Here is a 20,856-nt window from a genome sequence, read left to right on the forward strand (position 1 = left end):
TCAGCGCGGCTCCCACGCGTCCGGCTGCGCGGTCAGCTTGCGCACGTGGGCCGGCAACCGGCCGCTGACCAACTCGTCCAGGCTCACCTCGTCGACCACCCGGCGCACCGACGCGCGTACCGCCACCCAGAGGCGGGGCAGGTTCTCCGCCGCCCCCTCGTACCGGGTCTCCTCGGGGCGCAGCCCGCGTACCCCCGCAAGCGGACCGTCGACGGCGCGCAACACGTGCCCGATGGTGATCTCCCGCGGCGGCCGGGCCAGCGTGTAGCCGCCCTCGGCGCCGCGCTGGGCCCGGACGACCCCGGCCCGGCGCAGGTCGGCGAGCACCGCCTCGAGGAACTTGCGCGGCATGTCCTGCTCCGCCGCGATGGCCTGGGTGGACAGCAGGGTGGGGTACGCGGTGGCCAGGCTCAGGGTTGCCCGGACCGCGTAGTCGCCGCGCGCGGAGATCTGCACAGTGCCATCATGCCTGGCCGCCCGGCACGGGGGAGTCGGCGGGCGGCCGGGGCCGCACCAGACGGACGGCCAGCGGGCGCTCGCGCTCGGCCCGGAACGTCCCGGGGCTCACCCCGACCTCCCGGGTGAAGAAGCGGCCGAAGTTCGTCGGCTCGGGAAAGCCCAGCTCCCGGCCGATCGAGGCGATCGACTCGTCGGTGGCGGCGAGGAGCCGGCGCGCCTGCAACGCCACCCGCTCGTCGATCACCTGCTTGGCGCTGCGGCCGGTCACCGCCAGGCAGGCCCGGGTCAGGGTACGCACCGAGCAGCCGATCTGGGCGGCGTAAGCCTCCACCCGGCGGGTGTGCCGGTAGCCGCGCTCCACCTCGCGGCACAGCCGCCGGAACGTCTCCGTCTCGGCGCGGGGCGTCGCGCCGTCGCCCGGATGCGGCAGCAGGCTCAGCCGCAGCAGCAGCACGGCGAGCTGGTGGCGCAGCAGCGCCGCGGCGGCCGGCACCAGCGCGTGCCGGTCGGCGTCCACGGCGAGCTGGCTCACCTCGCTGATCACCGCGTCCTCGTCCTCCCCGGCGAGCTGACGGTGGGCGGGCACCGCGTCCGGGTCGACGTCGAGGCCGCGCAGCGCGTCCGGCCGCCAGCTCACCACTGTCGCGTCGAGCTGGGTGCCGACGAACCGCAGCGCCTGGCCGGGGTGCGCGCGCAGCAGCGTGCCCGGACGGCAGGGGACCGGCCGGAAGTCCAGCTCGGCGGTGCCGTGGCCGTGGGTGACCAGGATCAGCAGATCACGGTCGAGCAGGACCGGGCGGGGCCAGCCGGGCTCGGCGGCGAGGTCGCCGAGCACACCGGTGACGATCTCGTCGGTGCCGGGGCGGAAATCCGGCAGGCCGGTGCGGGTGGCCGGGGAGGGCTGACCGGTAGTGACCATCATCCCGACGGTAACCGGAGCGCCCGCACGTTGCATCTCGACGGTTTCACCCGCTCGGGCCGCTCTTGTCCGCAGCCGAGCCGGACGGTTAGGTTACCGATCGGTAAGACCCGGGCCGGCGTGCGTTGCGCACCCCGGCCGATGCGGCCCCGGCCGACCGGCCCGCGGCCGGGAGACGGCGATGGGACGAACATGACGGATCTGTTCTCGGTCGACGGCAAGACGGTCCTGGTGACCGGCGGCTCACGCGGGATCGGGCTGATGATCGCGCGGGGCTTCGTCCGGGCCGGCGCCAAGGTGATCATCTCCTCGCGCAAAGCGGACGTGTGCGAGTCGGTCGCCAAGGAACTGTCCGCCGAGGGCCACTGCGAGGCGATCCCCGCCGACCTGGGCAGCGACGCGGGCGCGCTGACGCTCGCCGAGGCTGTGCGGGAGCGCCACGACCGGCTGCACGTGCTGGTCAACAACGCGGGCGCTACCTGGGGCGCGCCGCTGGAAAAGTACCCGGAGAGCGCCTTCGACAAGCTCTGGGCGGTGAACGTCAAGGCCGTCTTCCGGCTCACCACCGCGCTGCTGCCGCAACTACGCGCCGCGGCCGGCGCCGACGACCCGGCCCGCGTGATCAACATCGGGTCGATCGACGGCATCCGGGTGCCGTGGATGGAGGTGTACGCGTACTCCGCCACGAAGGCGGCGGTGCACATGCTCACCCGCGGCCTCGCCCACCAGCTCGCCGGCGAGCAGATCACCGTCAACGCGATCGCGCCCGGACCGTTCGAGAGCAAGATGATGGCGTTCGCGCTGGACGACCCCGAGTCGCGCGCGGCCATCGAGCAGCAGGTGCCGCTGGGCCGGATCGGGCGGCCCGAGGACATGGCGGGCACTGCCATCTACCTGGCGTCGCGGGCGGGCGCGTACCTGACCGGAGCGGTCATCCCGGTCGACGGCGGGATCACCACGCGCGGCTGACGCGTACCCCCGGTTGGAGACGGCCCGGGGCCGCGCGGACTCGGCAGATCCGCGCGGCCCCGGGTATCGCCGTGTCAGCGACCGGCCAGCAGCCGGTTCACAGCGGTGTCGACGTCCAGGTGCTCGGCCTCGCGGCCGCGCGGGACGACGACGTAGGTCCGGCGCAGGAAGCGCACCAGCACGCTGCGCGGAACCTCGAACAGGGCGTTGCCGTCCGGCGACGACAGCGCCAGCGCGACGAAGTCGCCGCGCGGGGTGGCCCACGGCCAGACCCGCACATCACCGATGCCGGCCGGTTCGTCGAGCCCGGTGACCAGCAGTTCGCGAGCGAACGACCAGCTCACCGCCTCGCCGCCGGCGGACTCGGCATGGAACAGGACATGGACCGCATACGGGTCAGCAGGGTCGTAACGCAGACTGGCACGCACCGGCAAGGCGGTGGCGTCAGGCGCGACGAGCCTTAGCGACGTCTCGACCTCTACGGTCGTCGGTCGGATGACACTCATGGACGTTCTCCCCCCGGCACCGCTGCGGAACGCGCGTGTCCCGCTTTTCCCATACTCAGGTGCTGCTCCTGGCTACGCTCCGCCATACGCTGACTTCACCCAGTGGTGGGAAGGGGTTCCGAAAGCCCCCGGGACCGCCTGGCCCCGCGTAGAGTTTTCGGTTCCGCCCACTCCGTCGTTCCGCCCCGGCAGCGGGTGGTTCAGTCGTCGACTTACTCCGGTAACGTCCAGTCGTGAGCAGGGGTGACGGTCCCGCGCGACACTGGGGGTGGAAATGGTCACGAGGGGCTCCTCGGTGACGTCGCGGACCACGGCCGAATCGCCGAAAGGTGCGGTCCGAGCAGCCGAAAGTCGGGGGTACGAGGTGCCGGTGGAAGGGCGGTCGCAAGGCGCTCTCATGGAGCGGCGCCGGCGGCGACGGGGCTGGCGCGGACGCCTGCACACCACGCTCGACCTCATCCGCGCCAACCCCACCGGCCGCGTCGCCCTGAAGATCTTCGTCGGCATCCTCGGCGCCATCGTCGTCACGGTCGGTATCGCGCTGATCCCGCTGCCCGGGCCCGGCTGGCTGCTGGTCATCGCCGGCCTCGGCGTCTGGGCGGTCGAGTTCCACTGGGCGCGACGGCTGCTCGCGTTCACCCGCCGGCACGTCAACTCCTGGACGCGCTGGGTGACCCGGCGGTCGCTGCCGGTGCGGTTCGTGCTCGGCGCGGTCGGGCTCGCGTTCGTGTCCGCGGTGGTGTGGCTGTCGCTCAAGTACAGCTTCGGCATCGACGTGGTGGCGGAGGCGCTGCACTACCTCGCGACGCACTGAGGCCCGGTTTTTGGTCCGGGCGGGCGATCGGGTAGAGTCATGCGCGCTGAGGGCGATTAGCTCAGCGGGAGAGCGCTTCGTTCACACCGAAGAGGTCACTGGTTCGATCCCAGTATCGCCCACCGTAGATGTATGCAGGTCAGGGGCCCGTCGCCGGAATCACCGGTAACGGGCTTCTGCCGTCTCGCCCCTTAGATTGGGAGCAGGACGTCGTGCCGGCTCACCGGGTCCTACCTCGGAGCAGTAAGGCGGTGGCACTGGTAGAGAGGCGCGGGCATGTAGCAGTCGCGGCCTCGGCGAACGCAGTCGGTGCCTAACAGCATGCGAAGAGCGGCGCCGCCAGGTTCTGCGGAGCCGCAGAGCCGGTGTAGGGCACTGCCCCGCACCACCTAGCCGACTGGCGAAGCCTCATCGCTCTGCCGCTGCGCCAGAACGCAGTCCTCATCGGACGGCCGCGTTGCGGGACCGTGCGGCCCTGGTCGGCAGCGGCTCGACGAGCTATCCGGTCAGGGCGGCAAGGCTTGGGTCACCGTGAGGCCTCACGAGGCGCTCGCACGGGGGCTGCCACTGTGCATGCTGGCTTCGCGGGCCGCCCATGGATTGCCTCCTATCCTGGTCGGCGTTCCCCAGGAAAGCCGGAATGTTCCCCGGTGCTTGGTGACCTCTTCGGTGCGTCCGAAGGGTCAGGTGCGGCCCGCATTTCGTCCCTGCGGGCACGCTGCGTGGCTGTGGAGGCCGGTTGGTGGAGATAGATGATCGTTCGTGCCAACCATCTGTGATCTTCTATTGACTGTTGGTTGGTGGGTGGCTACGTTTCGCTCACTCTTGATCGTGTGGGGACGGGGGGCGGTCGTGGACCAAGAGGTTCGTTCGTCGCGGGTTATTGCGGCGACCCGGTGGTTGCTGTGTCGGGGCGCGGTGGCTGTGTCGGTGTTGCTGGCGGTGACGCTGTTGCCGTTCGTGCCGGCGTACGCTGCGCCTTCTCGCAGCGGTGCGGCGGCGAAGGATCGCTCGGTTCCGGTCTCGCGAGTGACTCCGCGCAAGCCGGTGGTGTCGCAGTCCAGTAAGCAGCAGTGGAAGTCGTCGCCGGGACGTGCTGCATCCGGTGGATCAGCTGACCTGGATGTTGCGTCTGCGGCGTCGACCGCGGGGCGCCGGCGTTCTGACGTCGGGGGCCTGCCTGTCTCTGTGACGGCGGATGGATCTGGGCCCGCGCCGCGCGGTGTGCACGTGCAGGTCTTCGGCCAAGGTCAGGCGCGTAAGGCGGGGGCGGCGGCGGTAGTGCGTGTCGCGGCCCGCGACACGACCGACGCCGCGGGCCGGACTCGGGTAGAGATCGACTATTCGGGGCTGACGGGGCTCTACGGCGCGGCGTGGGCTTCACGGGGTTTGCGCCTGGTGTCGTTGCAGGGCTGCCTGACGGATGCGGCGGGGGAGCTGTCGTGCCGGATGGCGGCACCGTTGCCGACGCGCCACGACAGGGCGGCGCAGGTGGTGTCGGCGGCAGTTGAGGTGCCGGCGCGGAGCGCGTTGGGGCCGGATTCGCTGCAGACGCAGCCGCTCGACGGTGCCATGGTGGCCTTGGTGGCGGGGCCGGCAGGGCAGACCGGCACATTCCTGAAGACGCCGTTGAACGCCTCGGCGAGCTGGTCCGCCGGCAGCCAGTCGGGAGACTTCTCCTGGTCATACGACATGGCGGTACCGGAGTCGGCGGGTGGATTGGACCCCGAGATCGGTCTCAGTTACTCCTCGGGTCGAGTCGACGGGCAGACCAACGGGGAGAACACACAGACGTCGTGGATCGGCGAGGGCTGGGACTACCACCCCGGTTACATCGAGCGCTCCTACCGAACGTGCAAGGACGATCTGGCGAACTCCCCGGCCTACACCAACGCCACCGGTGACCTGTGTTGGCGCGACTACAACGCCACTTTGATGTTGGACGGCAAGTCCACCGATCTCGTGTGGGACGATGCGACCGGCCTGTGGCGGTTGGCCGACGACGACGGCTCGAAAATCGAATACCTGACGGGTGGGACCAGCGACACCCGCAACTGGAGCAATGAGCGGTGGCGGCTGACGACCCCGGACGGCACCCGCTACACGTTCGGAGCCAACTGGGTCGATGGCCGGGAGACGTTCTCCGTTCAGGGTGTGCCGGTTTTCTCCAATCACACCAGCGACCCCTGCTACAAAACGGGCGGATTCGCCGGCTCGTGGTGCGGGATGGGCTACCGGTGGAACCTCGACCTTGTCGAGGACACCAGCGGCAACGTCATGTCGTACTTCTACTCCAAGGAGTACAACCGGACCACGCGGGCGGGTAACGCCAGCGCCCTGTCTACCTATGACCGGGCCGCCACGCTGTCGCGGATCGAGTACGGCTCGCGGGGCTTCCCCCAGCCCACGACGGCACCCATGCAGGTCGTGTTCTCCACCGCGCCTCGCTGCCTGGGGACCTGCGGCACCGAGACGAGCCCGACGACCGCGAACTGGCCGGAGACGCCCTGGGACCTCAGGTGCTCGACCGCTCCGTGCACCGTGTCCGGTCCGACGTTCTGGACCGCGCGGCGGCTGCAGTTCATCACCGCGCAGGTTCGACGCGGCTCCAGCTATGTCGATGTCGACAAGTGGGAGTTGTTGCACCAGTTCCCCGCTACGGGAGAAGACCCTGCGCTGACCTCACCGGCCTTGTGGCTGGCGCGGATCCGTCGCACCGGCGGAGACGGCACGGCCACTGAGACGCTGCCGGATGTCACGTTCGGGGGCACCCGCTATGCCAACCGCACGGACTACAACGTCGCGGCTGGTGTGCCTGTTACGAACAAGTACCGGGTGACCGCTGTCGGCGATGAGACCGGCGGTGAGGTCTTGGTGACCTACGAGGGTTCCGACTGCACCGTCACGAGTCTGCCCGCTGACCCGGCCCAGAACACCAAGCGTTGCTTTCCGCAGTACTACAGCCCGCCGGACAATGTCGGCGGCTGGTCGTGGTGGAACAAGTACCGCGTCAAGGACGTGACCGAGCGGGACAACGTCGGTGGATCCCCGAACGTCACCACCTCATATGCGTACGCCACCACCGCGACCGTCGGCTCGGTGATCGTGGGGTCGGCGACCAACGTGCTCTGGCACCACAACGACAACGCCTGGGCTTCACCGCTGGAAAAACGTAGCTGGTCGGAGTTCCGCGGGTGGCCCATCGTCACCGTGACCAAGGGCGCCAGCCCCGAGACCCGTTCCCAGTCCATGTACGTGTACTTCCGCGGCATGTACGGCGACCGCACCGACGCCGGGGAGAACACGCGTGCGGCCACCGTCGTGGCCTCGGACAACTACCCGGTCACGGACTTCAACGCCTACGCCGGCATGCTGCGCGAGCGCATCGACTACGCCACCCCCGGCGGGCAACCCCTGCTGCGGCAGATCTACGGGCCATGGCGTGGCCTGACCGCCAAACGCGTCGAGCCGCCGGCGTATGCGCAGCCGACCACCTTCGAGGCGTTCTACGCCCAGCCGCGGGTCTTCCACACCTACGAGTGGATCGCCGCCACCGGCACCTGGCGCCGATCCGAGGTGTTCCACCAGTTCGACACCACCTACGGCACCCCTTTGAGCACCACCGACAACGGTGACACCTCGGCAACGGGCGACGAAACCTGCACCACCTACACCTACGCCCGTAACGTCACGCCCGGCTTCTGGCTGACCGAGCTGCCCGCTGAGGAGCTCACGACCGACTGCACCGCCGATCCCGCGCCCGCGAACATCCTCGCCGGCACACGCACCTACTACGACGGATCCACCACGCTCGGCGCCGCCCCCACCAAGGGCCTGGAAACCCGCGTCGACGAGTTGGCCTCCTACACCGGCACCACCCCGAACTGGACCACCACCGAAACCATCACCTACGACCTGCACGGCCGGGTGAAGACCAGCAAAGACGGCCTCAACTACACCACCAGCTTCGACTACGTACCCGCCACCGGCAGCCCGGTGACCGCCGTAACCGAAACCAACCCGGCCGGACACACCACCACCGACACCCTCGACCTGCGTGGTCAGCCCACCTCATCGGTCGACGCGAACACCAAGACCACCACAGCCCAGTACGACCCTCTCGGACGCCTCATCAAGATCTGGCAGCCCGGCCGCACCACATCGCAGACGCCGAACACCGAATACGCCTACAGCGTCACCAAGACCGCACCCACCACCGTGCAGACCAAGACGCTCGGCCCCAACGGCAACCAGATCAGCTCCTACGAGATCTACGACGGTCACCTGCGCCTGCGGCAGACCCAGACCACCGCCCCCGACGGCAAACGCGTCATCAGCGACACCCGCTACGACACCCGAGGTCTCGAAGCGGCCGAATCGGCGTTCTACAACAACGCCTCCGGACCCACCGGCACGCTGTACACCTTCGCCGACGCCGACGTCAGCACCCAACGCCGCTACACCTACGACGGCCTCGAACGCCCCACCATCGACGCCCTCTGGACGCAGAACGTCAAGAAATGGGAGACGCTCGCCGCCTACGACGGCAACCGCGTCGACATCACCCCACCAGCCGGCGGAACCCCGGCCACCCTGATCAAGGACGCCCAAGGCAACACCACTGCCAAACGCCAATACCAGGGCGCCACCCCCACCGGCGCCTTCGACGAAACCAGCTACGGCTACGACCGCCTCGATCGACTCACCTCCATCACCGACGCCGCCGGCAACACCTGGACACACACCTACGACCGGCTCGACCGCCTCGTAGCCAGCAGCGACCCCGACGCCGGCGACTCGTCCTACAAGTACGACGACGCCGACCGGCTCACCACCACCACCGACGGCCGCGGCGAAGTCCTCTACCGCGCCTACGACGCCCTTGGCCGCCCCACTGAGCTCCGCGACGACAACGTCACGGGCAACCTGCGTGCCAGTTGGACCTACGACACCCTCGCCAAGGGCTACCTCACCTCGACCACCCGCCACGACACCTCCGGCGCCTACACCCAACAGGCCACCGGCTACACCGACCTGTACCAGCCCAGCGGTCAAAGCACCGTCATTCCCCCCAGCCAAGGAGCCCTCGCCGGCACCTACACCACCGACTACACCTATTACGCCGACGGCTCACTGGCCACCATCGACCTGCCCGCCAAGGGCGGCCTGCCGGTCGAGACCGTCACCAACACCTACACCGACCAGGGCTACCTCACCAGCGTCACCGGACTCGCCACCTACCTCGCCAGCACCCAGTACTACTGGCACGGCGCCGTCAAACAACAAGTCCTCGGCTCCGGCGCCAAACGCGCCCGCTTCACCACCACGATCGACGACGCCACCGGCCGCCTCACCGCTCTCCTGGCCGAGACCGAAAACCAGACCACGCCCGGCAACTGGGACGAGAAACTCACCGAGCAATACACCTACGATCCGGTCGGCAACATCACCGGCATTGCCGAAACCAACGCCAGTACCGTCGTGGCCAATCAATGCTTTGGCTACGACTACCTTCAACGCCTCACTGAGGCCTGGACCACGACTGCCGCCACCTGCCAGAGCAGCCCCAGCCAAGCCCTCATCGGCGGCGCCGACGCCTACTGGCACAGCTACACGTACGACAAGACCGGCAACCGCACCACCGACACCCGCCACACCGCCGGCGGCGACACCACTCGCACCTACACCTATCCCGACCCAGGAACCCCCCGCCCGCACACCCTCACCGGCACCACCACCAACGGCGGCGGACCCACCACCACCTACACCTACGACAACGGCGGCTACCTCAAGACCCGCGCCGCCACCGGCAAGCCGAACCAAAGCCTCACCTACGACGCCGAAGGCCACCTCACCGCACTCGCCAACGGCACCACCACACACACCTACATCTACGACGCCGATGGCAACCGGCTCCTCGCCGACAACCCCGGCGTGGAAAAGACTCTCTACCTAGGCGACACCGAATATCGCCTCAGCCACACCACCGGCGCAATCAACGCCATTCGCTACTACCCCAACGCCATTCGCGCTACCACAGGCGGCCTTACCTGGATGGCTGCCAACCACCATGGCACCAACCAACTCGCCATCGACGCCGCCACCCTTACCGCTACCCGCCGGCGCTTTACCCCGTTTGGCGAAGACCGCGGAGCAACACCATCCACTTGGCCTGACGACAAGGGCTTCGTCGGCGGCACCACCGACCCCACCGGGTACATCCACCTCGGCGCTCGCGAATACGACCCCTCCACGGGCCGATTCCTTACCGTCGACCCCCTTATCAACTACAACGATCCCCAGCAACTCAACGCATACGCTTACAGCAACAACAGCCCTGTCACCTTAAGCGACCCAGACGGCCTCGCACCGTGCGGCAAGTGTGTTGGCGGAGGCGGTTCAGCCGGTGGACCGGGGGCGGGATCCGGTGCCGGTGGCGGCGCCTTAGTCAAAGCCGCCGCTGCCGCCGCTGCCGGGGCGATCGCTAAGGCAATGGCCAAGCACATAGGCAAGGCTGTTACCGCAGTCGGCAAGATCCTGAAGAAGTTCACGAAATCAAAGAATACGCCGACCAAGTCCAAGACGCCGGCCAAGCCCAACAAGACGCCGGCCAAGCCCAACAACACGCCGGCCAAGCCCAACAACACGCCACCCAAGCCCAACAACACGCCACCGAAACCGAACCAAAGGCCCCGCGCTCCCACCAAGCCGACCGCCAAGCCCCGCACCAATGCGGACACTCCAGAAGTAGGCTCTTCGCTCAGGGATATCAACCCTTCCGGCGGCAACCAGAACTGCGTCAGATGCGCCATCGAGACAGACAAGATGCTGGCTGGGAAGGCATTCAAACCAGCTCCGCCTGGAGGTCCCTTCCCGATCAACGAAATTAGCCGTTATGCTGGACGTCCATTCCACCAACGTAGCCTCGATGATATCGTGAAGAGCATGGAGAGATTTGGGCCCGGAACGAGGGGGATTGTTGTAGGCCTCCGAGGTCCACATAGGCAGGGGCACGCCTTCAATGTTGTGAATCAAGGCGGCACGGTTAGGTTCCTTGATGGCCAGTCGGGCCGAGCGGCAAACCTTCAAGACGGGTATGTGTCTTTCCTCATCACGTTCACTCGGAAAGGCCTCGGATAATGCTATCTATGGGAGAAGCCCGCGACGTTGCCGAGAGGTTTCTTGATATCGAGGTGCGCCCGCGGTTCAGCCACAACGTAGTTGTTGTTGAATACGCAGTTGAGGAAGACGGGAGTTCCTGGGTTTTCCCCTATAATGGCGAAGCTTATGTTCAATCAGGGGACTGGAGCCAAGCAATGGCAGGGAATTCTCCCGTGGTCGTAGACAAGGCGACCGGACATGCATCTTTTGCTGACCGCACGTCCTGAGCCAAGGGAAGCGGCGGTTTTGGGTCGAAAGTCAGCCCCCGGAAGGCGGCTGAAGCTGGGCTCGGGTTATCCCGAGCCCAGCACCGTCCCTAGCGGGTGGTGCCCCGCTTCTATTACGGCAGCTGAGTTCGTCACGTAAAAGGCTGACGATTAGCCCAGCCGAGTGGGGCGGCCCGGGTGCCGAATAGTCGGTAGAGTGCGGCGCGTAAGAGATCTGCCTTACTCTCATCTCGTCTGACCGATCAAGCTGCGTAGCTTGCACTGCCGCAAACTGCGCCCGCGGTCGCTCGGTGAGCTAGCTGATGATGCCGCCGAGGCAGCGACCGTGTGGCAGCCGAGGGTTTAAGCCGCGCGTCTGGCACCAGCGCCGGTTTGCGTGAGGTGTACGGCGCTCGCCCGATCAGTTGCTGTCGGTTTCCCGCCGAGATTGGGGGGAGCAGGTTGGGAGCAGACGGATGCACTGAACGGCGTTAAACAGTGCCTAGTACTCCAACGTCACTTGGCTTCGGCGTTGGGCGTGGCGTGGGCATGAAGACGGCCACCGCGTTGATCATCGATGGTTTGTGAGGACAACCGAAGATCGCGCGATGGCCGCGTGCCACAGCGTAGACCCCGCCGGGTGGCGGGTCATCCTGGACGAGGCGCAGAAGCGTGTCGCTGGCCGGTTCGTGCGGGCGGAGCCGCGGCGGACCGCCGGGCAGTTCGTGGAGGGGCTGCTGTCGGGCGTGGAACGCAAGACCTGCTGGTCTCTCGCCGAACGGGCGGGTCACGCCGATCCGCAGGCGATGCAGCGGCTGCTGCGCACGGCGGTGTGGGACGCCGACGCCGTCCGTGATGACGTGCGTTCCTGGCTGGTGGAGCAGCTCGGGCACACCGACGCTGTCCTGGTCACCGACGAGACCGGCTTCCTGAAGAAGGGCCTGTGCTCGGTCGGGGTCCAGCGGCAGTACACCGGCACCGCCGGCCGGATCGAGAACAGCCAGGTCGGGGTGTTCCTGGCCTACGTCACCCCGCACGGGCGGGCGCTGATCGACCGCAGGCTCTACCTGCCCGAGACGACGTGGTGCGACCAACCCGACCGCCTCGCCGCCGGCGGCGTCCCCGACCAGGTCGGGTTCGCCACGAAGCCTGCGCTGGCCCGGCAGATGATCGCCGACGCCCTGGACGCCGGCGTTCTGGCGGGGTGGGTGACCGCCGACGAGGTCTACGGCGCCGACCCCGGCCTACGCGCCGACCTCGAACAGCGTCAGATCGGCTACGTCCTGGCCATCGGCTGCGACCGACGCGTGCACGTCAACGACGGCCGCACCCTCATCCGCGTCGACGAGGTCGCCGACCGGATCCCCACCGCCGAGTGGCAGCCGCACAGCTGCGGCCCAGGAGCGAAAGGACCACGCGAATACCTGTGGGCCTGGATCACCACCGCCACCCACCCCGGTGAGCACCGATGGCTGCTCATCCGCCGCAACCGCACCACCGGTGAGCTGGCCTTCTACCTGTGCTGGTCACCCCACCCCGTCCCGCTGCACACCCTCGTCACCGTCGCCGGCTCCCGCTGGAGCATCGAAGAGCTGTTCCAGACCGGCAAAGGCCAGGTCGGCCTGGACCACTACCAAGTCCGCGGCTGGACCAGCTGGCACCGCTTCATCACCCTGGCCATACTCGCCCTCGCCGTCCTGACCATCCTCGCCGCCACCACGCAGCAACCCCACGCCGACCCGGAGATCATCGCGTTGACCGTCGCCGAGACCCGCCAACTCCTCAACGCCCTCGTCCTCACCGTGACGCTCCCACCAGAGCACACCCTGCACTGGTCGATCTGCCGACGAACATCCCAAGCCCGAGCCCGCCGATCCCACTACCAGCGCAGACAGGCCAACTGACGTTGGAGTACTAAGGCCGTCGGCGGCCTGCTGATAGCGGCTCGCCCGCCTGTCGGCGAGGCGGAGCCGGCGCGGCTTGATGTGGCGCACCGGGCACTGGCCGGCCGGATCGCCTCAAGGGCTCGCCGAGCCTGGTCGGGCTTCTGGAGGATCAACAGCCCCACCGCCGCTTGCATGGCCATCAGCGCCAGGCCGCGCCCCGCCACGTCGTGCACCTCACCGGCGATCCGCATCCGCTCCTCCAGCGTCACCGCGCGGCCAGATCCTGCCGGGCACGTGCTCGACCGGCCGCTGCCACGTGGGCCAGCGAACCCAGCGACCAGGGCACGATCAGCCAGCTCGTCCGGGCCAATGCCAGCCAGCGGGGTTCGCTGGCGTCGGACGCGAGGCGGACGAAGACGGTCCCGGAAGCGAGCACCGCCGCCAGCCCGCAGGCCGGCAGCGAGATCCGGATAGGCGGCCGCCGGGCGGCTTCGACCAGGTCCAGGCCCGGGTCCGACGGGCGAAGGCGGGAGAATCCACTGTTTCACGCCGGAACGCGCTGGCTGCGGATCTCACTCCAGCGCCCATAGCGGGGATCGAGGAGCCTGGACGGGCACCGACAGGCGCGGCATACGCAGGCGGTCGTCCCAGCCGGCTTCGACCAGCGGAGGCCGGACCAGCGGTCGTGCGCCGGGTCCACAGGTGGCGGACAGGCGGCCTACAGTCCTCGCCGAGCCACCGCACTTAGCGTGATCGCATGACCGCGAGTGAGGAGAGTTCCCGTGTCCAGGACGGATGAACCGCGCAGGTATCAGGGCCGACGGCTACCCCGGCCCGATGACGAACTCGTCGATCAGGGTCTGTCGTTCGACGTCGGTACGTTGCTGAGCCGACGTCGCGTGCTGGGGCTGTTCGGCGCGGGCGTGGCGGGGCTGGGTCTGGCCGCGTGCCGCAGTGGCATCAGTGATTCTCCGGGTTCGACGGGGGCGACGAGCGGTAGTTCCGGGCTGACCGAGATCCCGGATGAGACGAACGGTCCGTACCCGGCGGACGGGACGAACGGCCCGGACATCCTTGAGGAGAGCGGGGTGATCCGTCAGGACATCACCAGCAGCTTCGGCACCAGCACCACGAAAGCCGAAGGCATCCCGATGACGCTGACGCTGATCGTGCTGGACATGGTCAACGGAGGTACGCCGTTCGCCGGCGTCGCCGTCTATGTCTGGCAGTGCGACCGTGACGGCAACTACTCGATGTACAGCAGCGGCCTGGAGGACGAGAACTACCTGCGTGGTGTGCAGATCGCCGACGCCGACGGGAAGGTCACGTTCACCAGCATCTACCCCGCCTGCTACTCCGGCCGCTGGCCGCACGTCCACTTCGAGGTGTACCCCGACCAGAACAGCATCAGCGACGCCGACCAGCGTCTGACCACTTCCCAGGTCGCCCTGCCGAAGAACGTCTGTGACGCGGTGTATGCCACCACCGGCTACCAGGCGTCGATCGACAAGTTCGCCAGACTGACCCTCGCCACTGACAACGTGTTCGGAGACGACGGCGGCGTCCGCCAGATGGGTGCTGGCAGCGGTGACGTCACCAGCGGCTACCAGGTGTCGTTGACCGTGCCGATCGACACGAGCACCGAACCCACCGGCGGAAACGCTCCCGGCGACGGCGGTGCGCCGCCCAGCGGTGGCACCCCTCCCGGAGGTGGAACCCCGCCGTCCGGCGCACCGAACGGTGGCATCCCCGGCTGACATCCGGTCGGAGGCGGCTACGAACGCCGGGTGCCGCCGCTGGTCTCGTCCCCGTCGTCGCGCGTCGGTGGTCCGCAGGCGCACCCGGGTGATGGCCCGCCCTGTCACCTCCGCCACCTCGGCCGTCCGGCCGGACAGCTCGATCGTCTCGACCTCTACACGCTGCGGGCCCTGGAGGCCCGGCTGCGCCGCCGCCGCGAACGGTGGCCGGCCGCGACGAACAGATATCTGCTCATCAGCAGATACACGGCTCGGACCACCGGCCCGGTCGGCACCTACACACTCGCCCACCTGTTTCGGCCCGCGTTGCCGCCTTTGGACCGGGTTCGCCGGGACCGGCAGCTCGAAGAGGCGTTGAGTTGCCCGGACCCCCTACACCTGAGCATCATGTTCGGGATCCAGGGCACCACCGCCGCGTTCTACGCCGAGAGCGCGCGACAGCGGGTCGAGCAACCTGAACGCGGTCAGGGTGCCGTGGACGAAAGAGGTCCTTTCTGAACGGTGTTGTCGGTCAGCCGCAGGCGAGCCTCCGACGAGGATCACCGGAAGAGTTTGGCCAGGTGCAACGCGGTCTTGTCGTCGTGCTTCTTGGTCCGGGGCCAGCGGCGGCCGTCGGGATCTGTTTCCTCGGTTAGGTGAGTACGGTTCAGCCAGGCAGCGATGCCGTGACGAGATAGCTCGCTGTGCAGGCCGGCCCAGTCGGTCAGCTCGTAGTCGGTGACACTGGCGGCGGCACCGTCGGTCATCAGCGTCAGCGCGTCGACCTCGTCGACGGGCAGAGTCCGGCAGACGGCGTGGCCGGCCGCGGCAGGCTCGGCCTCGGCGACCCAGAATCCGCCGGGCTGGTTGAAGCTGTGCCGCTCCGTACGCTGGAGCGTCGCGATCAGGTCGGCGAGATCGTCGTCGAAGCCACGGCCCTCGCGCAGATGGTCCCGGTAGGCGTCGCGTTCGGCGGGTGCGGTCGCGGCGAGGCGTTCATCGGCGACCAGGACGTTCGTCCCGTCGCTGTAGTGGACGAGCGCGGGAGTGTCGCCGAGCACGAGCAGGTCGATGACCTTGGAGTTCCACCGGGTGAGAGTGGCGGTGCTGTATGGGCTGTCACCGGGTTTGAGGCCGTAGGTGCCGCGGACGTCAGCGATCGCTGCCTCAAGGATCACGTCGAGCGGCGTGCCGTGTCCGGGCAGCCGGACCGCCAGAGCCGCGCCGAGGACACGGGTGTACCAGCCGCCGTCGCGGGATTCCGGCTCCTGATCGGTGTGCAGCCATGAGGTCGCGCCGTCGAGGACGGCGGCGGCGCCGTCGACCACGACGTATTGGTCCTGGTTGGTGGTGCGGTCACCGCGCAGGGTGGCCGCCGAGCAGATCCAGTGCACGTTCTTGTCGCCGATACGTGGTTGAGCTCTGTCAGTAGTCGCCGCTGGCTGGGGCCGCGACGGCGGTGGGGTGTTCGCCGCGTTCACGGGCGGCAAAGTCGTCGAGGATGGCCTCGGTGGCGGTCGCGCCGAATCGGGTCGCTCCGGCCTGGTGCAGGGTGAGCAGGGTGTCCAAACTGCGGACGCCGCCGGCTGCCTTGACCTGGATTCGCGAGGAGACCGTGGCGCGCATCAGCTGGATGTCGTCCAGGGTGGCACCACCCGGGGCGAAGCCGGTGCTGGTCTTCACGAAGTGCGCGCCGGCCTGCTCGGCCAGGCGGCAGCCGGTGACCTTCTCATCGTCGGTCAGGTATGCGTTCTCCAGGATCACCTTGACGACCCGCCCCTGTGCTGCGGCGACCACTGAGGCGATGTCGTCGTGCACGTATGCGGTGTCGCCGCTGCGCAGCCGGCCGATGTGCAGCACCATGTCGACCTCATCCGCGCCGGCCCCTACCAGAGCGCGGGTCTCCGCGGCCTTGATCGTGGTGCGGGTGTCACCGTGCGGGAATCCGGTCACGGTGCCGACGAGCACGCCGGTGCCGGAAAGTTCGACCTCGGCGATCCCGACGTCAGACGGACGCACGCAGACCGAGGCGACCTGGCGCGCTGCTGCGATCTCGCAGCCGCGCCGGACGTCGTCGGTAGTCAACTCGGGGCGTAGCAGCGAGTGGTCGATCATCTTGGCGACGTTCATCGGGGGTCTCCTGTGTGGGGTGGCTGCACGTCGAACGTGACTTGCAGGTCGTAGCGGTCACCGACGTAGCGGCTGACGGTGTATTCGAGGGGCGCCGAGTGCTGATCGACGATCAGCCGGGTCTCGACCAGCAGCGGTTCGTCGGCCGGCACGTGGAGGCGTTCGGCGTCGGCGCTGGCCCGCTGGGCGGTCAGCCGGGAAGACCCGAGGGTGGGGCGCAGCCCTCTCTCGTGCAGGGCGCGGTGCAGCGAGCCGGATTCCAGGTCGAGGTCGAGCAGGACGCTCAGGTGCGGCGGGAAACAGGCATATTCGACGGCCAGGGGCACGTCGTCGGCGCACCGCACTCGCACGATCGAAACCACGCGCGGTGACGCAGCGGTCAGTTGCAGCGCCGCCGCCTCCGCCGCGGAGGCCGTCCGCACCTCGGCCTCGACCAGATGCGACGAAGGGGTACGGCCCCAAGTACGAACCTGATCCTGGAAACTCATCAGGGTCCCGGCGGCCCGCGGCTCCGGTCGCTGCCGAACGAAGGTCCCCCGGCCCTGGATCCGCTCGATGAGACCGTCATCTTCGAGCGCGTTGAGCGCCGCCCGGATGGTCATCCTCGCGACCCCGAACTCCTCCGCGAGCACCGACTCGGCCGGCACGAGTTCGCCGGGCTCCGCCTGCGCGAGCCGGACCCGCAGTTCGCGTTCGATCCGCACATACAGCGGCGTCTTCGCCATCACCCCTCCAGGTCATCTAGACAACCTAGATGTTGACACGAAGGGCCGCCCGGCGTCCACCGGCCGCGCTCCATCGGCCGCGCCCGCGATCGTCCCGGTCCTCGACAACGACTACACGCGCAGGCCACTCGCGGTGATCCTGGCAAAGGAGGACGGCTCTGCCGATAACCAGATCGGGTAGCTTCCCGACCGACGACGCGCGACTCTTCAGCTGCGTCTGCGTCTGCGTCTGCGTCTGCGCATCGCGCAGCGGGAGGACGTCCACCAGGAGAACATTGAGATCGTGCGGAGGGCCAAGCCCCGACGTAGAGCAGCCGCGGGAGGCGCGCGGCCACCGCACGATCTTCGGTTGTCCTCACAAACCATCGATGATCAACGAAGTGGCCGTCTTCATGCCCGCCCCACACCCAACGCCAAAGCCACCCTCCCCTCCCCACCCTCTACCTCAACAACACCGCCCAAACCCCAACCTGGCGGTTCACTCCCTATGGCGACCCACGCGGTGCAACTGCCACCTACCCCGACAACCGGGGTTTCCTCAACAAGCCCCTCAACGCAACCACCGGACTCACCCGACTCGGCGCTCGCGACTACGACCCCACCACCGGCCGATTCGTCAGCCTTGACCCCCTCCAAGACCTCGCAGACCCGCAGCAGTGGAACGGCTACGCCTATTCCCACAACAACCCGACGACGTTCAGCGATCCCAGCGGTCTGATTGACACTGACTGCCTCACCCAGTCCAGCTGCCCCGACTACCAATTCGGTAACGAGAAGGGCAACCGCGACAACAAGGCGAAAAACCCTGGCTGCTGGCCACGCTGCTCCATAAGTGGGTCCCCAAAGCCATTCAAGGCGCCGACCATCAACGACATCCGCGGTGGCAAGTTCCCGATGCCGGACAAGTACAAGACGATCCTCGAAGGCAGAGGTTACGAGGGCTCCGACCTGTACACGGTGGGCGAGGTTACCGACTGGGCGGCCCAAAGCCGCGAGAATTACGTCTTCGTATGCTCGACCATCTTGGGCGGCGACCCCCTCGTCTGCGACGTTCAGAATCCGCTCCTGCCCAAGCGGGGCGCCGTCCAGGATCTCATCCTCATGGCCATGATTGTCGGTGTGGTGGCTTGCCCTATGTGCCTAGCCGAGGCCGCATTAGAAGAGGGCACGTTCGCTGCCACCGGCGCCATGTTTGGCGCGAGCGGACTGGGGGCGCTGCGGCCGTTCGTCGCCGGTGAGCGGGCGGCCGGGGCTGCTGCGGCCTTCTGCAGCTTCAGTGGGGACACGCAGGTACTCATGGCTGACGGCACCTCCAAGCCGATCAGCGAAGTCAAGATCGGTGACGAGGTCGAGGCCGCCGATCCCGAAACAGGCGAAAAGGGCGGCAAGCCTGTCACCCACCTGTGGATTCACCAGGACTCTCTCCAAGATCTCCTCGTCAACGGAAAGGTTCTTACCACCACCGAAGATCACCCGTTCTGGAACGCCACCGACCACAGGTGGGAACGGGCAGACGAGCTCGACCCGGGTGACCTGCTCCAGACGCCAGATGGCTTAGGGGCCACCGTAGGCAGAATCTTGCCCGGGACCGCCCACACAGGTGCTGCCTACAACCTGACCGTCGCCGACATCCACACGTACTATGTGTTGGCCGGAACTACTCCAGTGCTTGTTCATAACACGGGCGTCGGGCTCTGCCCGGCGAACGGGCTGCCGCATGGGGCGATGGGAGAGACGGCTACTCAACGCAGGATGATGTCGGAGGGGTTCACCAACATTGAGAGCCAGGTGAGGTTCCGGAACAGCAATGGTGACATCTTCGTTGCCGACTTCGTAGGAAGGGATAAGAATGGCAACTGGATCGCGGTGGAGGTTAAGACGGGTCGAGGTGCCACGATCAGCCCCGCGCAACAAGTTGGGCTATCCTGAACTAGAGTCAAGTGGAGCCGTTGTTGACACAAGTAAGCTTGGGCCGCATGGGATTCCGAAGGGCTCTAGAGTGACAATGGGCGTCGAATTTGATCTTTGGGAGTGTCCAGCATGCGGATCCTAGCGGGCGAACTTAGAAGGAGGTTGGCTGAAAGCCTTAGCCCTCTAGGGTGGGTGGACGGGCCGAGTAATGAAGAAGACTACGTCACGTTCCTAAGAAAGGGGAAGGATGACCTGGTCTTCCAAATTGGACTGGACTTTAAGGTTCGTGACTACGGTCTGTCGCTGAATCCGTCTGTGAGTGTCAGTCGCAACAAGGTTTCTGATTTAGCTGCGACGTTCTATGGCCTTCCCGTAGGGGCATCCGTCCTGGGTGCGTCTCTTGCGGACCTGTTTGAAGCAGAAGGGCGCGAAGGCGGTCTGTTGCCGCGCTGGAGTGTTTTCCCACAAGATGATCTAGGTCTCGTGGCTGACCTGGTTGTATCGGATCTTGAACGGTTCGGCTTTCCTTTCCTGGATGCTTTCGCTTCTCTATCCGATATCGTCCGCCACTTGGAACATGCAAAGAAATCTCGGTTCGACCTCGGGCACCTAGCAATTGCATTCGCTGAGATGGGTGACTTTCCCAACGCCATCTCGGCTATCGAAGAGCTGGCGTCTGCCGCAAGCGGCGAACCACCCTTCGTTGCCGAACAGGCGGACCTTTTCGTTGTAAGGTTCAAGGAACACTATCGTCTTGACTGAGCTTGATCTTTAACCTGTGCGGCGTGGACGGGGATTGACAGTCTTCGTCTTCTTTGCGGCTGAGGTCTTGACGTTCGTGGTGGTCGCGATGTGGACGTTGTGGCGCGGGGTGGGGTGGGTGTTGGGTCGTCCGGGTGGTCGTCCTGGTCCTGGCCGGGAGGGTTTGGGTGCACCGGCCGGGCAGGTGGCCTTCGTAGGGAGGTGCCGAAATCGTCGGCGGACGCGGGCGGGTGACAGGCGCTGTGGTGGTGCGGGTTTCTCTCAGGGGCGGCGCAGGTCGGCGGCGAGGGCGCGGGCCAGACGGAGTTGGGTGTAGGCGGCGAGGATCATCCAGGTCCATCGGTCGGCTGCTTGCGGGGTGCGGATCTTGGGGCAGGTCCAGCCGAGGGTCTGTTTGAACAGGCGGAACGTGTGTTCGATGTCGAAGCGGCGTAGGAACGTCTGCCAGAGCCGGTCGACGTCGGCGGCGGTGGCGTCGAGGCCGGACCACCACAGCCAGACCGGTTTCGGGGTCGCGCTGCTGGGCAGATGTCCAACCTCCAGACGGATGACGGTTCCCTCGATGACCGGCAGCACTGTCGCCGCGTCGGTCCAGGCGGATCGGTGGGTCAACCGGGGGTGCAACCGGTCCCAGGCGCGGGCCCTCGTGTCCCATCACCTTCGCCGCGTCGT

16 protein-coding genes, 1 tRNA gene and 2 pseudogenes are annotated in these 20,856 nt (G+C 67.4%); 10 read left to right on the forward strand and 9 right to left on the reverse strand.

Going from position 1 to position 20,856, the window contains the following annotated elements:
- Positions 1 to 456: an Rrf2 family transcriptional regulator gene (locus O7622_RS13100; RefSeq protein ID WP_282313592.1), complete on the reverse strand. Its 456-nt coding sequence runs from the start codon at positions 454 to 456 to the stop codon at positions 1 to 3.
- A gap of 7 nt (positions 457 to 463) precedes the next feature.
- Positions 464 to 1,381 (reverse strand): AraC family transcriptional regulator, encoded by a 918-nt coding sequence (locus O7622_RS13105; protein ID WP_282313593.1) that lies wholly within the window; start codon positions 1,379 to 1,381, stop codon positions 464 to 466.
- A 189-nt stretch (positions 1,382 to 1,570) separates the two neighbouring features.
- On the opposite strand from O7622_RS13105, the gene O7622_RS13110 reads away from it, so the two are divergent.
- Complete coding sequence (locus O7622_RS13110; protein WP_282313594.1) at positions 1,571 to 2,347, forward strand: RhlG family 3-oxoacyl-ACP reductase; 777 nt, start codon at positions 1,571 to 1,573, stop codon at positions 2,345 to 2,347.
- A 74-nt stretch (positions 2,348 to 2,421) separates the two neighbouring features.
- On the opposite strand, the gene O7622_RS13115 is transcribed toward O7622_RS13110, so the two are convergent.
- Entirely contained in the window at positions 2,422 to 2,853 is a 432-nt protein-coding gene (locus tag O7622_RS13115; RefSeq protein ID WP_007457244.1) for an SsgA family sporulation/cell division regulator, read from the reverse strand.
- A 274-nt stretch (positions 2,854 to 3,127) separates the two neighbouring features.
- On the opposite strand from O7622_RS13115, the gene O7622_RS13120 reads away from it, so the two are divergent.
- The 4 genes from O7622_RS13120 to O7622_RS13135 all read left to right on the forward strand — a co-directional run bounded on the left by O7622_RS13120 (position 3,128) and on the right by O7622_RS13135 (position 12,938).
- Positions 3,128 to 3,667: a TIGR02611 family protein gene (locus O7622_RS13120; RefSeq protein ID WP_282314131.1), complete on the forward strand. Its 540-nt coding sequence runs from the start codon at positions 3,128 to 3,130 to the stop codon at positions 3,665 to 3,667.
- A gap of 50 nt (positions 3,668 to 3,717) precedes the next feature.
- A tRNA-Val gene (locus O7622_RS13125) sits at positions 3,718 to 3,789 on the forward strand.
- Between the two features lie 1,108 nt (positions 3,790 to 4,897).
- Positions 4,898 to 10,807, forward strand: a complete 5,910-nt coding sequence (locus O7622_RS13130) for an RHS repeat-associated core domain-containing protein (protein ID WP_282313595.1) — start codon at positions 4,898 to 4,900, stop codon at positions 10,805 to 10,807.
- A gap of 835 nt (positions 10,808 to 11,642) precedes the next feature.
- Positions 11,643 to 12,938, forward strand: coding sequence for an IS701 family transposase (locus O7622_RS13135; protein ID WP_282313596.1), 1,296 nt, complete (start codon positions 11,643 to 11,645; stop codon positions 12,936 to 12,938).
- On the opposite strand, the gene O7622_RS13140 is transcribed toward O7622_RS13135, so the two are convergent.
- Together O7622_RS13140 and O7622_RS13145 are read right to left on the reverse strand one after the other, a co-directional pair.
- On the reverse strand, positions 12,914 to 13,171 hold the full coding sequence (locus O7622_RS13140) for a histidine kinase (RefSeq protein ID WP_282314132.1): 258 nt from the start codon (positions 13,169 to 13,171) through the stop codon (positions 12,914 to 12,916). The genes O7622_RS13135 and O7622_RS13140 overlap by 25 nt on opposite strands.
- A gap of 14 nt (positions 13,172 to 13,185) precedes the next feature.
- Complete coding sequence (locus tag O7622_RS13145; protein WP_282313597.1) at positions 13,186 to 13,356, reverse strand: hypothetical protein; 171 nt, start codon at positions 13,354 to 13,356, stop codon at positions 13,186 to 13,188.
- Positions 13,357 to 14,008: 652 nt separating this feature from the next.
- On the opposite strand from O7622_RS13145, the gene O7622_RS13150 reads away from it, so the two are divergent.
- Together O7622_RS13150 and O7622_RS13155 are read left to right on the forward strand one after the other, a co-directional pair.
- Entirely contained in the window at positions 14,009 to 14,677 is a 669-nt protein-coding gene (locus tag O7622_RS13150) for a hypothetical protein (protein ID WP_282313598.1), read from the forward strand.
- Between the two features lie 30 nt (positions 14,678 to 14,707).
- Positions 14,708 to 15,175 carry a hypothetical protein gene (locus O7622_RS13155; RefSeq protein ID WP_282313599.1) on the forward strand — a complete coding sequence of 156 codons (468 nt, stop codon included), beginning with the start codon at positions 14,708 to 14,710 and terminating at the stop codon, positions 15,173 to 15,175.
- A 41-nt stretch (positions 15,176 to 15,216) separates the two neighbouring features.
- Here O7622_RS13155 and O7622_RS13160 read toward each other — a convergent pair whose 3' ends face one another.
- Genes O7622_RS13160 through O7622_RS13170 form a run of 3 tightly spaced genes read right to left on the reverse strand, consistent with a single transcriptional unit; the run spans position 15,217 to position 17,511 of the window.
- A complete protein-coding gene (locus O7622_RS13160; RefSeq protein ID WP_282313600.1) occupies positions 15,217 to 16,050 on the reverse strand; it encodes a protein phosphatase 2C domain-containing protein in 834 nt (277 codons plus the stop codon).
- A 31-nt stretch (positions 16,051 to 16,081) separates the two neighbouring features.
- On the reverse strand, positions 16,082 to 16,786 hold the full coding sequence (deoC, locus tag O7622_RS13165) for a deoxyribose-phosphate aldolase (RefSeq protein ID WP_282313601.1): 705 nt from the start codon (positions 16,784 to 16,786) through the stop codon (positions 16,082 to 16,084).
- The gene (locus O7622_RS13170) at positions 16,783 to 17,511 is read right to left on the reverse strand and encodes a GntR family transcriptional regulator (RefSeq protein WP_282313602.1); all 729 of its coding nucleotides are present in this window, start codon (positions 17,509 to 17,511) and stop codon (positions 16,783 to 16,785) included. Before O7622_RS13170 ends, deoC begins: the two co-directional genes overlap by 4 nt.
- Positions 17,512 to 18,003: 492 nt before the next feature.
- Between O7622_RS13170 and O7622_RS13175 the strand changes: the two are divergent.
- The 3 genes and pseudogenes from O7622_RS13175 to O7622_RS13185 all read left to right on the forward strand — a co-directional run.
- Positions 18,004 to 18,216: pseudogene (locus tag O7622_RS13175) on the forward strand (RHS repeat-associated core domain-containing protein); the annotation flags it as partial.
- 189 nt (positions 18,217 to 18,405) lie between these two features.
- Positions 18,406 to 19,440, forward strand: a complete 1,035-nt coding sequence (locus O7622_RS13180; protein ID WP_282313603.1) for a polymorphic toxin-type HINT domain-containing protein — start codon at positions 18,406 to 18,408, stop codon at positions 19,438 to 19,440.
- A gap of 174 nt (positions 19,441 to 19,614) precedes the next feature.
- Positions 19,615 to 20,184, forward strand: coding sequence for a hypothetical protein (locus O7622_RS13185; protein ID WP_282313604.1), 570 nt, complete (start codon positions 19,615 to 19,617; stop codon positions 20,182 to 20,184).
- 9 nt (positions 20,185 to 20,193) lie between these two features.
- On the opposite strand, the pseudogene O7622_RS13190 reads toward O7622_RS13185, so the two are convergent.
- Positions 20,194 to 20,829, reverse strand: a pseudogene (locus tag O7622_RS13190) (transposase); the annotation flags it as partial.
- Positions 20,830 to 20,856 lie beyond the last annotated feature (27 nt).

Origin of the sequence: Micromonospora sp. WMMD1076, assembly GCF_029581475.1 — a bacterium.
GTDB lineage: Bacteria > Actinomycetota > Actinomycetes > Mycobacteriales > Micromonosporaceae > Micromonospora > Micromonospora aurantiaca.